We start from the raw sequence: 12,818 nt of genomic DNA, 5'->3' as shown, positions 1-12,818 counted from the left end.
CTTCGGGTGCTCCTACTGGGCGACGATGTTGAGGTTGCCGAGGCGGTCGACGGTGCCGGTGGTCTCGTGCGGGACGACGACCGTCGTGGTGGGGACCTCGACGATCGCGGGGCCCTGGAGGACCTGTCCGGCGAGCAGTGTGCTGTAGTCGTAGACGTCGGTGTCGGTGTAGCCGATCCGCCCGTCCAGGCACACCTTGCGGGTGCCGATCTTTGCGGCGGACGCGTCGGCCGAGTCCGCGGATTTCAGTTCGGGCAGGGTGGGGGAGAAGGGCAGGACGCCGGTGACGCGCACCCGGTAGGTGATCGCCTGGATCCCGGCCTCCCGGAATCCGCTGTCCTGTCCGTAGAGTTCGGCGTAGCGCTGCTCGAACAGGTCCGACGCCCGGGCGACTCCCTCGGCGTCGAGGCTTCCGGCCGGCACCGGTGTCGCCACTTCCGCCAGCTGCATGGTGTAGCGCATGTCGATTTCCCGTTCGACCTCCACGCCGGTGAACTTCAGCCCCTGCCGGTCGAGCGCTGCCCGGACCTGGTGCTCGAGCTGGTCGAAGTTGCGTTCGGCCCGGACGGGATCGAGTGGCATCGCGGCCGGGTCCGACAGCTCGGCGGCGAGCACGATGTTCGACGACGCCAGACCGTAGGCGGAGAACGCGGAGGCCACCTGGCCGAGCGGGACGACGACCTCGCGGACCCCGACCTCGCGGGCGTAGGCGGCGCAGTGCGCTGGGCCGGCACCGCCGAATGCGTAGAGCACGAAGTCGCGAGGATCGTGTCCGGCCTCGACCACGGTCTTGCGGAGCAGGTCACCGGTCTGGGCGTTCTGCACCGCGTAGATCGCGGCGGCGGCGTCCTCGATCGACAGGCCCAGGGGTTCGGCGATCCTGGTGCGGATCGCTTCCCGTGCGAGTTCTTTGTCGAGTGGTTTGCGGCCACCGAGAAGGCCGCGTTCGGGCAGGATCCCGAGCACCAGGTTCGCGTCGGCGTTGGTGGGTTCGGTGCCGCCCTGCCCGTAGCAGGCAGGCCCGGGCACGGCCTGCGCGCTGTGCGGGCCGATCTGCAGGTTGCCGCCCTGGTCGACCCAGGCGATCGCGCCGCCGCCGGATCCGATGGCGTGCACCTCGAGGGTGGGGACGTTGATCGGGTGATGGTTGATGATCGTGCTGGACGCGCGCACGGGCTCACCGTCGACGACGAGTCCGACGAGGAAGGTGGTGCCGCCGACGTCGGTGGCGATGATGTTGCGGTGCCCGAGCTGGGTGCCGAGCGACACCGCTCCGACGACGCCGCCGGTGAGCACCGATCCGACGGTGCTGATCGCGTTCTTCGGCGCCTCGGCGGCGGCGACGGCGCCGCCGTTGCTCTGCATCACCAGCAGCGGTCCGGCGAGCTTCCGGTCACGCAGCTTCGTCTCCAGTTCGCCGAGGTAGTCCCGCAGCCCGGGGCCGATCTGGGTGCTCATGATGGTGGTCGCGTTGCGGGCGAACTCGCGGATACGCGGGCTCACCTCACTCGACAGGGACACGAACATCGTCGGGTCGATCTCGTGGACGAGTTCGCGGATCCGCTGCTCGTGCGCCGGGTTGCGGAACGACCAGAGCAGCGAGACCGCGATGCCCGACACTCCGTCGTCGACGAGGGCGTGAATCGCCTCGCGGGCGGAATCCTCGTCCAGTGCCACGACGATGTTGCCGTCGCGGTCCAGGCGCTCCGTCACCTCGAGGGCATGCTTCTTCGGTACCAGGCCGTGAGACTTGCTCTGCCCCATCACGTTCTGCAGCTGCTCCGGGGAGCTGCCCAGATACCGCCCCTCGACGTTCATGATGTAGATCGAGTCGCGGTGACCCTTGGTGGTGAGGAACCCCACCGGCGGCACGTTCCCCATGACCAGGGCATTGAGCGAGGACGTGGTCCCGTGGGCGATGTGGTGCGTGTTCGCCAGCATCTCCTCGACCGGACATCCCAGTTGCTCGGCGAGCACGTCGAGGACGTCGATCACGCCCTGCGAATAGTCCGGCGGGGTCGAGGGAGCCTTCGCGGCGAGAACTGTGCCGGCATTGTCGTCCAATACCGCATCCGTGAACGTGCCACCGACGTCCACTCCGATCACATATGCCATTACCTCTGCGCTCCTTCGAAATGAGGTGGAAGTTCCCGACCGGTGCGAGGTCGTCCTCCAACACCGTCTTACGTCAATGTCGAGTATTCGACGTGGCTGATGACATGTCAAGAGCGGATTGTGAGAGCGGTCACGTCCCGGGCGCCGTTCACGGACCTGGACGTGGGGCTTGACGAATTGTCGTGGACGTCGAATACTCGTCATTAGCGTAAAACAACGCGTGCCGGGGTGCTCACTCCCCCGCCTCGCGACAATTCGACTTCAGAAGGGCACACCATGGGCATTCATCGCATCGGACTCGTCGTCCCGAGTTCCAATGTGACCGTCGAGACCGAGATGCCGGCGCTGCTCGGTCAGCACGCCGGCGCACAGTTCTCGTTCCACTCGAGCCGGATGCGCATGCAGGCCGTCTCGCCCGAGCAACTGCGGGCGATGAACGCCCAGCGTGAGCGGTGCATTCTCGAACTCGGCGACGCCGGGGTCGACGCCATCCTCTACGCCTGCCTGGTCGCGCTGATGTCGGTCGGTCCGGGTGAGCATCAGCGCGTCGAAGGGCTGGTCGCCGAACAACTCGCCACCGGCGGCTCCGAGGCGGCGGTCCGTTCGAGCGCCGGCGCGCTGATCGAAGCGCTCCGGGCCATCGGGGCCCGGCGCATCACCCTCGTCACCCCGTACCTGCGCCCCCTCGCCGAGCAGGTCGTCGCGTACATCGAGGCCGAAGGCATCCAGGTCCACGACTGGCGCGCACTCGAGGTCGCCGACAACGCCGAGGTCGGATGCATCCCCGGCGAGCGGGTGATGGACGCCGCCCGATCCCTGGACCTGCGGGGCGTGGACGCACTCGTGATCTCCGCCTGCGTGCAGATGCCCTCGCTTCCCCTGGTGCAGGCCGCCGAGGACGAGTTCGGGTTGCCCGTCCTCTCGGCCGCCACCGCCGGCGCCTACAGCCTGCTGCGCGCCCTCGACCTTCCCGTCGACATCCCCGGGGCCGGCAGTCTGCTCCGCGCCGACGTACCGGCCGCCGCCCGTCAATAGCCCCGAACCCCTTGGAGTTCACCATGTCCGAACTGCAGCACACCGTCAAAGGCGTCGATCATGTCGCCTATCCGACCTTCGATCCGGCCGGGACCGTCACGTTCTACCGCGACGTGCTCGGGTTCCCGGTCGTCCACTCGATCTGCGCGGCCGGGTGGGGACCGGAGAAGCACCCCGACTTCATCCACTTCTTCTTCGACATCGGCAACGACGACCGGCTGGCCTTCTTCTACTACTTCGGTCTCGAACCCTTCGACGGCGGACCGCAGGGTGATTCGTACTCCCGCTTCGCCGAGGACGTGCCGATCTTCTTCATCCGCTCCCGGCACCTCGCCATCCACGTCGACAGCGAGGACGACCTGATGGAATACCGCCGCCGCCTCGACGGCAGCGCGTGGCCGGTGGAGATGCAGATCCAGCACGAGACGATCGAGTCGATCTACACCCACGACCCCAACGGCTACATGATCGAGATCACCCGGGCGCTGCGCCCGGTCACCCCGCAGGAAGACCTCGACGCCAACCTCACCATCGACGCCCTCGTCGACGTGGTGACCGGGCCCGACCCCAGCATGGACGCCCTGCTGACCCGCAAGGCCGAACTGATCACCGAACGCGCTGTCGCCTGGCAGCAGCAACAGGAATCGAAGGAGATGGCGACCCGATGACCACCCTGTTCGTCCTCGACGTCCCCGAGAACACCGCGGTCGCGGAGGTCGCCGGCCGCGATCCGGCGATCACCGTCGACCACGTCGGCCCCTACTTCCGGATCGTGTCCGACTCCGACATCGTCATCGACCGGCGGGCCACCGGCTGCCGTCACGCCGTCTGGTACAGCAGCGTCGCCGGACTGGCGCAGTCCCGGATCACCCAGTGGGACAAGGACGCCATGCGGATCGAGCCGCGATGAGCGCGGACACCCGGCGGCTCGGCGCCGGCCGGTACATCGACGCCGCGCAGGCGCCGGACAGCACCGTCACGTCGGTGCACGAACTCGCGACCGCGGACGGGGCGAAGGTCACCGGTGTGCTGCGCGTCGTCCCCGGCGCCCGCACCGTCGTCGCACTCATGCACCCCCGCCAGGACCTGACGCATCATGTGCTGGTGCCCGAACTGCTCGCCCGCGGTTACGCGGTGTGGACGCAGGGCACCCGCTCGGTCAACAACGACGTCGCCCTGGTGCACGAGCAGGCTCTGCTCGATGCGGCGGCCGGCCAGGTCTTCCTGCGCGAGAAGAGTTTCGGGCACGTCGTCACGCTGGGGCACTCGGGTGGCGGCACCCTGTTCGCGTTCTATCACCAGCAGGCCGGTCTGCCCGCGGCGGAGCGGTTGACCCACACTCCCGCCGGACGGCCCATCGACCTGGCCGGCGCGCAGATGCCGCTGCCCGACGGCGCGGTGTTCATGGCCCCGCACCCCGGGCAGGGCGCCCTGCTGCTCCGGTTGATCGACCCGTCCGTCGTCGACGAATCCGACCCGTTGACGGCCGATCCCGAGCTGAATCCGTTCGATCCGGCCAACGGATTCGCCGAACCCCCACACAGTTCGGCGTATGCACCCGAGTTCGTCACCCGCTACCGGGCAGCGCAACACGACCGCGTCGCCCGCCTCGACGCCATCGCCCGGCAGCGCGTCGACGAGGCCGCCGACGCGCGCCGCCGGTACAAGGGCACCGCCGAACCGGCCGATCGGCGTGCCGCCCTCGTGCCCCGTGTCCTCACCGTCTACCGCACCGACGCGGACCTGCGGTTCACCGACCTGTCCCTGAGCCCCAACGAGCGCCCCTACGGGTCGCTGTTCGGCCGGCGGCCCGATCTGACCAACTACGGTCTCGTCGGCTTCGGCCGCTTCGCCACCCCCGATGCCTGGCTGTCGACGTGGTCCGGGCTCAGCACCAACGCCGACTTCCTGCGCTGCGCACCCGCCGTGTCCGCCCCCGCCCTGTTCGTCGAACTCACCGGCGACCAGGCCTGCTTCCCCGACGACGCCAAAACCATGTGCGATGCCCTCGGGTCCACGGACAAGACCCACGTCCGGGTCGCAGGCACCCACTTCGGCGGACCCATCGCCGAGGGCGCACCCACCGGGGCCGCCCTCGCCGCGGCCGACATCGGCTCCTGGCTGTCCGACCGATTCTCCTGACCCCCTTTATATCCGGGCACCCGATACCGCGCCGCGGTCGTCGGGTGCCCGGTCGAGCGGAGTACACATGACTGCCCGCCCCACCACCGCCCCCGTCATCGGGCTCTGCCTGATGGCACTGGTCCTCGAAGGGTACGACCTGCTGATGTACGGCACCGTCGTTCCCTCCCTCCTCGCCTACGCGCCCTGGCAACTCGACGCCACCGACGTCGGCATGCTCGGCTCCCTCACCGGTGTCGGCATGCTCGTCGGTGCACTGGTCGCCGCCGGCGTCGCCGACCGCTGGGGCCGCCGCCGCACCCTGGTCGCCGCGGTCCTGGTGTTCTCCGCGGCGATGGGTGTCTGCGCACTCGCGCCCACCCCGGCGGTATTCGGTATCGGCCGGATGGCGGTCGGAATCGGCGCCGGCATCCTCATGCCGACCGCTGCCGCCACGTTGATCGAGTTCTCCCACACTCGAACCCGGGCACGCTCGGTCGCAACGGGATTCGTCGGCACCAGCATCGGCGGAATTCTGGCCGGCGTGCTGTCGCTGTGGCTCGTGCCCACGTACGGTTTCCGGGCGATGTTCGTGGCCGGGCTGGTTCCGGCACTGCTGTTTCTGCCCCTGATGCTCCGGTATCTCCCCGAATCGCCCGCCTACCTGACCGCCCGCGGCCGCACCACCGCGGCCACGGCGATCGCCGCACGGTACGGGCTCGAACCCGAGCCCGCCACCTCGACCGGTCCGCACCCCGAACGCGGACTGCGCGCACTGTTCGGCCGCGGGCGAACAACCGCGACGCTGTTGTTCTGGGGCATGACCCTGGTGTGTCTGCTGGTGCTCTTCGGTGTCGCGACGTGGCTGCCCGCCCTGATGAAGTCGGCCGGATATCCGCTCGGGGCCGCGCTGTCCTTCCTGCTGACCCTGAACGTCGGCGGCGCAGCCGGAGCCCTCGGCGGCGCCGCACTCGCCGACCGGTACGGAATCAAACCCGTCACCGTGCTCGGATTCCTCTGCGCCGCAGTCTCACTGATCCTCATCACCACCGGCCCACCCACCGCCGTCGTCTACCTGCTCGTGCTGCTCGCCGGCGTCGGCACCACCGGAACCCAAATCCTGCTCAACACATTCATCGGCAGCCACTATCCCGCGGCATGCCGGACCACCGGCATCGGAATGGCACTCGGAATCGGACGCATCGGGGCGATCATCGGACCGACGTACGGCGGCTTCTTCGTCGCCATCGGAGCGGGCGCCACCTGGCAGTTGCTGGCCTTCGCCGCCCCGGCCGTCGTCGGCGCAGCACTGACCGCACTCGTACCGCGGCACACTGCAGGCGACTCAGTCGTCAAAACCCCCGCGGCCCTGCCCGAAGACCGGAAAGCCGTGTCATGACAATCGATTTCACCGGGCAGGTCGCCGCCGTCAGCGGGCTCAGAATCCGCGACCGGGATTGAGCAGCAGGGCCGGGTCGAGGGCCCGTTTGATGCGGGCCTGCACGTCGAGTGAGATCTCGTCGAGTTGGTGGGTGAGCCCTTCACGTTTGAGTTCCCCGACGCCGTGCTCACCGGTGATCGTTCCGCCCAGTGCGATGGCTGCGGCGCAGATGCGGTCGGCGGTCTCCATCGTCCGGCGGCGGGCGTCCTCACCGAGGTCGGGCAACAGCAGCATCGGGTGCACGTTGCCGTCGCCGGCGTGCCCGACCGTCGCGATGCGGACTCCGGTGTCCCGGGAGATCTCCGCGATCGTCGCGAGGAGTTCGGCGAGCCGGGTGCGTGGCACACCGACATCTTCGACGACGGTGGGGAACTGCTCCATCGTGGCCCACCCGGCGAGCCGGCGCGCCTGGAGGAACATGTCGGACTCGGTGGGATCGGCGGTGGCGACGGACAGGTCGGCGCCCGCCTCGTCGCAACATGTGGCCATCCGTTCGACCTGAGCGAGGGCGTCGGTTCCGTCGGCCTGGCCGATCAGGAGCAGCGCCGCCTCCCGGTCGAGGTCCATCCGCCGGTAGTCCTCGACCGCGTTGATCGTGGCGTTGTCCATCAATTCGAGCATGCTCGGGGTGACACCACTGGCGAAGATCGCGTTCAACGCCCTCCCCCCGGCCTCGAGGGTGGGGAAGGTCGCCACGAACGTCGCCGTGGCGGCGGGAGTCGGGCGAAGCCGCAACGTCGCGGAGGTGATGATGCCCAGCGCACCTTCGGATCCGATGAACAGCTGGGTCAGGTCCAGGCCCGCGACGTTCTTGACCGTCCGGCCGCCGGTGTGTAGCACGCGGCCGTCGGCGAGGACGACTTCGAGTCCGAGCACGGAGTTGCGGGTGACCCCGTACTTGACGCACCGCATACCCCCGGCATTGGTGGCGAGGTTGCCGCCGATGGTCGACACCTCGAAGCTGCCCGGATCGGGTGGGTAGAACAACCCGGCTTCCGCGACTGCCCGGCCGACGTCCGCATTGACGACTCCGGCTTCGACGACCACGGTCTGATTCGCCGGGTCGAAGTCTCGAATGGCGGTCATGTGCTCCATGCTCACCACGACGCAGCCGTCCAGTGCCGTGGCGCCGCCGGACAACCCGGTGCCTGCGCCGCGCGGCACGACGACCGTGCCGGTCCGGGTCGCCCACGACATGATCGCGGAGACATGCGCAGTGCACCGGGGCCGCAGGACCGCGACCGGCTTGCCTGCGGGCACCAGATCCGCGCTGTCGCGGCGGTAGCCCTCGATCAGATCGGGATCGGTGACGACGATGTCCGCGGGGACGGCCTCTGTCAGTTTCTCGAGGTGGTTCATGTTCCCTCCGTGGTCGATCGTCACGACTGACCGAAGGTCGTGCGGACCTCGATCAGGGTCGGCTCTCCCGCCGCGAGGGCGGCTTTGAAGGCGGTGGTGAAGTCTTCGGCCGTGTCGACCGCGCTGCCGCACACCCCGTATCCCTCGGCGATCTGGACGAAGTCGATGCCGGGAACATCCAGTCCGGGAGTTTCCCCGGTGTTCAGGATCCTCGAAAAGCCGCGCAGCGCACCGTAGGTCCCATTCTTGAGAATGATGATGATCACCGGAATCTTGTACCGGGCGGCGGTCCACAATGCGGTGATCCCGTAATTCGCCGACCCGTCTCCGATCAGTCCGATCACCTGGCGGTGCGGGTCGGCGAGTTGCGTACCGACCGCGGCGGGGAGCCCGAAACCGAGCCCGCCGGACGCGGGGAAGTAGTAGCTACCCTGCCGTGAGAGGTCCATCTGCGCCCAGAACGCGTCCCCGGTCGAGGTGGACTCGTTGACATAGATGGCGTCGTGCGGGGCGGCGCCCCGCAGCAGGGCGAACAGGTGCGCCGGATCGAGACCGGATCCCACCGAGCCCGTCTCGGGGAAATCGGCCGGCGGAGCGAGCGGCGCGCGGTCGCTCGCGGTGACCATCGTGGCGAGGACGTCGAGGGTGTTCGCGATCGGCGCGACGTAGGCGTCCCCGAACGGGGCGCGAGCCGCCTCCTCGGAATCGTCGGTGATGTGGATCAAGCACGCGCCGTCGGGCAGATACTTACCCGGAACGTATTGGTGATAACGGAATACCGGTGCCCCGACGACGAGGATCAGATCGTGCCCGGCCAACGTCTGCGACAGGTCCGCGACGCCGGCGGGCAGAACGCCCCGGAAGCTCGGGTGGCGGGTCGGGAACGGGCACCGCGACGGTGACGGCGCGATCCACACCGGGGCGCGCAACTTCTCGGCGAGCTGAACAGCGTGCGCGTTGGCGTGATCCGCGTCGACGGCGGGTCCGAGGACGAGTGCCGGGTTCGTCGCGCCCTCGAGCAGGTCGATCAGGTCTCCGATCTGCCCGCCCGACAATGCTGCCGCGCCGTGCACCTCACGATCGAGGAGGCGCGCGGCTTCGGCGGGCGCCTCCGCTGCCCAGTCGTCGTACGGCACCGACACGTAGACCGGGCCGCGGCCCGGCTGCAGCGCAGTGTGGATGGCTTGGCTCATGGTGCGCGGCACGTCTTCCGCACAGGTCGGCTCGCTGCTCCACTTGACCAATGGCCTCATCAGCGTGCCGGCATCGACGTTGGACAGCATGACTTCCTGACCGATCGTCGACCGCACCTGCTGCCCGGCGGTGACGATGAGCGGGCTGTGCGAGTACACCGAGTTGGTCAACGCGCCCATCGCATTACCGGATCCGGACGCGGCGTGCAGGTTGACGAATGTCGCCTCGCCCGTGACGAGGGAGTAGCCGTCGGCCATCGACAACACGGCGCCCTCGTGCAGGCCGAGGATGTACCGGAAGTCGTCGGGCATCCCGGACAGGAACGGAAGTTCGTTCGATCCCGGATTGCCGAACACGGTGGTGAGGCCGCGGGCACGCAACAGGTCATACGTCACTTCACTCACCGTTGCCATGGTTCTCCTTGTGATCGGCGACACCGATCGGTGCCTGTCTCAACGCTAGGTCCGGACGTTCGATAATTCCAATGAATGTTTCTTATGCCGACATAGATGTTGTCGATGTCAGAGTGGGTCCGTACCGGAGAACTGGAGCGATAGGCGACCGACGTCACCGGCGAAGCGGACATGTTCCGGGGTCAGTTCGGCGACGGTGCGCACGCCCATCAGTTGCATCGTCCGGACGACTTCGGCGGACAGGATCTCGATGGCGCGGTCGACCCCTCGTCGCCCGCCGGCCATCAATCCGTACAGGTATGCGCGTCCGATGAAGGTGAAATCGGCCCCGAGAGCGAGCGCGGCGACGATGTCGCCGCCGGTGAGGATCCCGGTGTCGAGGTACACCTCGGCGCCGGTGCCCGCGAGCGCTTCCCGCACCCGGGGGAGCAGGCGCAGCGGTACCGGGGCACGGTCGAGTTGGCGGCCACCGTGGTTCGACAGCACGATCGCATCCGCGCCGTGTTCGACACACGTGCGGGCATCGTCGACCGTCTGGACGCCCTTGACGACGAGGCGGCCGCGCCATTCCCGTCGAAGCCCGTCGAGGTCGCTGAACGTCAGTGAGGGGTCGAACATTTCGTTGATCAGCTGAGCAACCGATCCCGGATACGAATCCAGTGACGCGAAGCTCAGCGGCTCCGTGGTCACGACGTCGACCCACCACCGAGGGTGACGGACGATGTCGGCGAATGTGCGCGCACCGAGAGTCGGGGGAACGGTCATCCCGTTCCGTAGGTCGCGAAGTCGGGCACCGCCCACCGGAGTGTCGACCGTGACGACGAGGGTCCCGAAGCCGGCGTTCCGTGCGCGGTCGACGAGGGCCATCGATTTGTCCCGTTCACGCCACAGGTAGAGCTGAAACCAGCGGTCCGCGTTCGGGGCCGCCGCGGCGACGTCCTCGAGCGCCACCGTGCCCATCGTGGAGAGCGTGAAGGGGATCCCGTGCGCGTGTGCCGCTCGCACCCCGGCGATTTCGCCCTCGGTATGCATCAGCCGGGTGAAACCGGTCGGCGCGATTCCGAACGGCAGTTCACTGACGTGGCCGCCGACGGTGGTCGAGGTACTGGTGACGGAGACGTCACGCAGAATGCTCGGTTGGAATTCGACGTCCCGAAAGGTGCTGCGCGCACGCTCGATTCCGATCTCCTGCTCCGCCGCCCCGTCGACGTAGTCGAACACCATCTTCGGCACACGCTTGCGGGCGATCGACCGCAGATCCGAGATGGTGCAGGCCCTCTCGAGCGCCGCCTGCGATCGGTTCGGGTTCGGCCGGTCGAACCGGAGGAACGGCTTCACACCCGACCAGCTGGGGAACTGTCGCGACGTCACCATCGACGTGTCACCTTTCTCTCGGAACAATCGACCGGCTACGAGAGGGCCGATTGCTGCGCGATTCCTGCCGCCGCCGTCGGTACGGCTGACGTGGTGACGCGCTGACGCGGCACCAGCAGGGCGGCCATCGCGCCGATGACGGCGATCACGGCGAAGAGGTAGAAGGCGGGGGCGACGCTCGCACCGTTCGCGATCACCAGGCCGGTCAGCGTCGGTCCGGTCACGCCACCGATTCTGCCCACGGACGCCACCCACGCCGTTCCTGCCGCACGACTCGATGCGGGAAAGTACGAGGCGGCGAAACCGTAGATGAGGACTTGTGCACCGATCGTTCCGGCGCCGGCGACGAAGGCGAGGACGAACAGGAGCCAGGAGGAGACGTCGGTGCTCAGCACGAGGATGGCGACGGCGGCACCGGCGAGCGATGCCGCCGTGACGGCCTGCGGTCCGACCCGGTCGGACAGCCGCGACGCGAACAGCGGCACGATGATCGCGCCGGCGTTGAGTACCAGCAGGAAGGTCAACGCCGAGCTGCTGCCGAAGCCGGACGACTGCATCAACTTCGGCAGCCAGGTGTTGAGCGCATAGGTCAGCAGCAGTCCGCACGCGCTCAGCAGCCCGAACAACAACGTCGCGCGACGGAGCTCGCGGGTGAACAGTGCGCGCGGCCCGATCTTCTCGCCGACCCGCGGGGGCTCGGGTCGGTCGATGCCGGCGCGGTCGGCAACGCGGTTCGCGTCGGCGACGCGGCCACGGGCGAGCAGGAAGCTCGGCGACTCGGGCAGGTATTTCAGCATGACGGGAACGAAAACCAGCAGTGGCAGAAGTCCGATCCAGAACATCGCCCGGACTCCGAAGGCGTCGACGACGACAAGTCCGAGCAGGGCGGCGAGAACACCACCGCCGGGGAAGCCCGCCCAGACGATGGCACTGTAGGTGTGGCTCTTGCCTTTCGGCGCGAACTCGACGGCCATGGCGGCCGCGAGAGGGATGAGGGCACCGACGCCGACACCGACGAAGAACCGGGCGATACCGAACAGGGTGGCGTCGGGAGCGATGGCGCACACGCCCATCCACGCGGAGAACCATCCGGTCGCAGAGATCATCAAGGCTCGGCGGCCGAGTCGGTCGGCGATGGCGCCGACCAGAATCGATCCGGCCAACATGCCGACGAGTGCGTAACTTCCGATCACTCCGGCCTGCGCGGGTGTGAGATTCCAGGCGGGATCGGCGAGCATCGCGGGCAGGGTCGTTCCGTAGGCCACCATGTCGTAGCCTTCGAAGACGACCGCCAGCAGGCACAGCAGGAGAACGACGCGCGCAGACGTGCCGGTGTTGTCGCGGGTGCCTGGACTTGGGTGAGCACTCATGGTGACTTCTCTCTCGATGAAGACTGAGGGCGAGGCGCCGGTCGACTGTGGGTGGCTCGCAAGAGCTGTTTCGAACGTGGATTTCTCTCGGTCGTTCGATCTCACGGAATCCGGGTGCGGCCTTCGCTGTGGTCGACGTCACGCTATCGCTCCCGAAAGAATGTATCCAATGAATGTTTGACATACCCCCATTGATGGCATCTATTAATGGTTGTGGCCGACTACGACTTGAACCTTGTCCGGACGTTTCTGCTGCTCTACGAAACCCGGAGCGTCACGCGTACCGCCGAGTGCCTTTCGCTCACCCAACCGTCGGTCAGTCACGCGCTCGGCCGGATGCGAAAACAGTTCAACGACAGCCTTTTCAGCCGATCCACGGGGGGCCTTCAACCCACC

10 protein-coding genes and 1 pseudogene are annotated in these 12,818 nt (G+C 67.9%); 6 read left to right on the top strand and 5 right to left on the bottom strand.

Annotated elements, in window-relative coordinates; translation table 11 throughout:
- Positions 1-12: 12 nt before the first annotated feature.
- The gene (locus ACFTZB_RS09060) at positions 13-2,115 is read right to left on the bottom strand and encodes a hydantoinase/oxoprolinase family protein (protein ID WP_378431182.1); all 2,103 of its coding nucleotides are present in this window, start codon (positions 2,113-2,115) and stop codon (positions 13-15) included.
- 276 nt (positions 2,116-2,391) lie between these two features.
- Between ACFTZB_RS09060 and ACFTZB_RS09055 the strand changes: the two genes are divergently transcribed.
- The 5 genes from ACFTZB_RS09055 (at position 2,392) to ACFTZB_RS09035 (ending at position 6,670) form a co-directional block, all read left to right on the top strand.
- Positions 2,392-3,150 (top strand): maleate cis-trans isomerase, encoded by a 759-nt coding sequence (locus ACFTZB_RS09055; RefSeq protein ID WP_378431180.1) that lies wholly within the window; start codon positions 2,392-2,394, stop codon positions 3,148-3,150.
- A 23-nt stretch (positions 3,151-3,173) separates the two neighbouring features.
- Positions 3,174-3,818: a VOC family protein gene (locus tag ACFTZB_RS09050; RefSeq protein ID WP_378431179.1), complete on the top strand. Its 645-nt coding sequence runs from the start codon at positions 3,174-3,176 to the stop codon at positions 3,816-3,818.
- Positions 3,815-4,060 carry a hypothetical protein gene (locus ACFTZB_RS09045; RefSeq protein WP_378431177.1) on the top strand — a complete coding sequence of 82 codons (246 nt, stop codon included), beginning with the start codon at positions 3,815-3,817 and terminating at the stop codon, positions 4,058-4,060. The genes ACFTZB_RS09050 and ACFTZB_RS09045 overlap by 4 nt, the downstream gene beginning before the upstream one ends.
- Positions 4,057-5,292: an alpha/beta hydrolase gene (locus ACFTZB_RS09040; RefSeq protein WP_378431176.1), complete on the top strand. Its 1,236-nt coding sequence runs from the start codon at positions 4,057-4,059 to the stop codon at positions 5,290-5,292. Before ACFTZB_RS09045 ends, ACFTZB_RS09040 begins: the two co-directional genes overlap by 4 nt.
- Before the next feature lie 67 nt (positions 5,293-5,359).
- Positions 5,360-6,670 carry an MFS transporter gene (locus ACFTZB_RS09035; RefSeq protein WP_378431174.1) on the top strand — a complete coding sequence of 437 codons (1,311 nt, stop codon included), beginning with the start codon at positions 5,360-5,362 and terminating at the stop codon, positions 6,668-6,670.
- Between the two features lie 39 nt (positions 6,671-6,709).
- Here ACFTZB_RS09035 and ACFTZB_RS09030 read toward each other — a convergent pair whose 3' ends face one another.
- The 4 genes from ACFTZB_RS09030 to ACFTZB_RS09015 all read right to left on the bottom strand — a co-directional run bounded on the left by ACFTZB_RS09030 (position 6,710) and on the right by ACFTZB_RS09015 (position 12,422).
- Positions 6,710-8,071 carry an FAD-binding oxidoreductase gene (locus tag ACFTZB_RS09030; protein ID WP_378431172.1) on the bottom strand — a complete coding sequence of 454 codons (1,362 nt, stop codon included), beginning with the start codon at positions 8,069-8,071 and terminating at the stop codon, positions 6,710-6,712.
- A 20-nt stretch (positions 8,072-8,091) separates the two neighbouring features.
- On the bottom strand, positions 8,092-9,678 hold the full coding sequence (gene mdlC / locus ACFTZB_RS09025) for a benzoylformate decarboxylase (RefSeq protein WP_378431171.1): 1,587 nt from the start codon (positions 9,676-9,678) through the stop codon (positions 8,092-8,094).
- Positions 9,679-9,786: 108 nt separating this feature from the next.
- Positions 9,787-11,052: an alpha-hydroxy acid oxidase gene (locus tag ACFTZB_RS09020; RefSeq protein WP_378431169.1), complete on the bottom strand. Its 1,266-nt coding sequence runs from the start codon at positions 11,050-11,052 to the stop codon at positions 9,787-9,789.
- A gap of 35 nt (positions 11,053-11,087) precedes the next feature.
- Positions 11,088-12,422: an MFS transporter gene (locus tag ACFTZB_RS09015; protein ID WP_378431167.1), complete on the bottom strand. Its 1,335-nt coding sequence runs from the start codon at positions 12,420-12,422 to the stop codon at positions 11,088-11,090.
- A 207-nt stretch (positions 12,423-12,629) separates the two neighbouring features.
- On the opposite strand from ACFTZB_RS09015, the pseudogene ACFTZB_RS09010 reads away from it, so the two are divergent.
- Positions 12,630-12,812: pseudogene (locus ACFTZB_RS09010) on the top strand (LysR family transcriptional regulator); the annotation flags it as partial.
- Positions 12,813-12,818: the final 6 nt, after the last annotated feature.

Source organism: Rhodococcus sp. NPDC057014, from assembly GCF_042673295.1.
Classification (GTDB): domain Bacteria; phylum Actinomycetota; class Actinomycetes; order Mycobacteriales; family Mycobacteriaceae; genus Rhodococcus_F.
The sequence above is the reverse complement of the archived record's forward strand: the minus strand, read 5'-3'. Positions and strand labels throughout refer to the sequence as shown.

What these genes read in the sequence shown, in the direction of transcription:
- mdlC (WP_378431171.1), bottom strand. Translation starts at nt 9,678, where the DNA reads ATGGCAACGGTGAGTGAAGTGACGTATGACCTGTTGCGTGCCCGCGGC.
- ACFTZB_RS09055 (WP_378431180.1), top strand. Translation starts at nt 2,392, where the DNA reads ATGGGCATTCATCGCATCGGACTCGTCGTCCCGAGTTCCAATGTGACC.
- ACFTZB_RS09030 (WP_378431172.1), bottom strand. Translation starts at nt 8,071, where the DNA reads ATGAACCACCTCGAGAAACTGACAGAGGCCGTCCCCGCGGACATCGTC.
- ACFTZB_RS09015 (WP_378431167.1), bottom strand. Translation starts at nt 12,422, where the DNA reads ATGAGTGCTCACCCAAGTCCAGGCACCCGCGACAACACCGGCACGTCT.
- ACFTZB_RS09035 (WP_378431174.1), top strand. Translation starts at nt 5,360, where the DNA reads ATGACTGCCCGCCCCACCACCGCCCCCGTCATCGGGCTCTGCCTGATG.
- ACFTZB_RS09050 (WP_378431179.1), top strand. Translation starts at nt 3,174, where the DNA reads ATGTCCGAACTGCAGCACACCGTCAAAGGCGTCGATCATGTCGCCTAT.
- ACFTZB_RS09045 (WP_378431177.1), top strand. Translation starts at nt 3,815, where the DNA reads ATGACCACCCTGTTCGTCCTCGACGTCCCCGAGAACACCGCGGTCGCG.
- ACFTZB_RS09020 (WP_378431169.1), bottom strand. Translation starts at nt 11,052, where the DNA reads ATGGTGACGTCGCGACAGTTCCCCAGCTGGTCGGGTGTGAAGCCGTTC.
- ACFTZB_RS09060 (WP_378431182.1), bottom strand. Translation starts at nt 2,115, where the DNA reads ATGGCATATGTGATCGGAGTGGACGTCGGTGGCACGTTCACGGATGCG.
- ACFTZB_RS09040 (WP_378431176.1), top strand. Translation starts at nt 4,057, where the DNA reads ATGAGCGCGGACACCCGGCGGCTCGGCGCCGGCCGGTACATCGACGCC.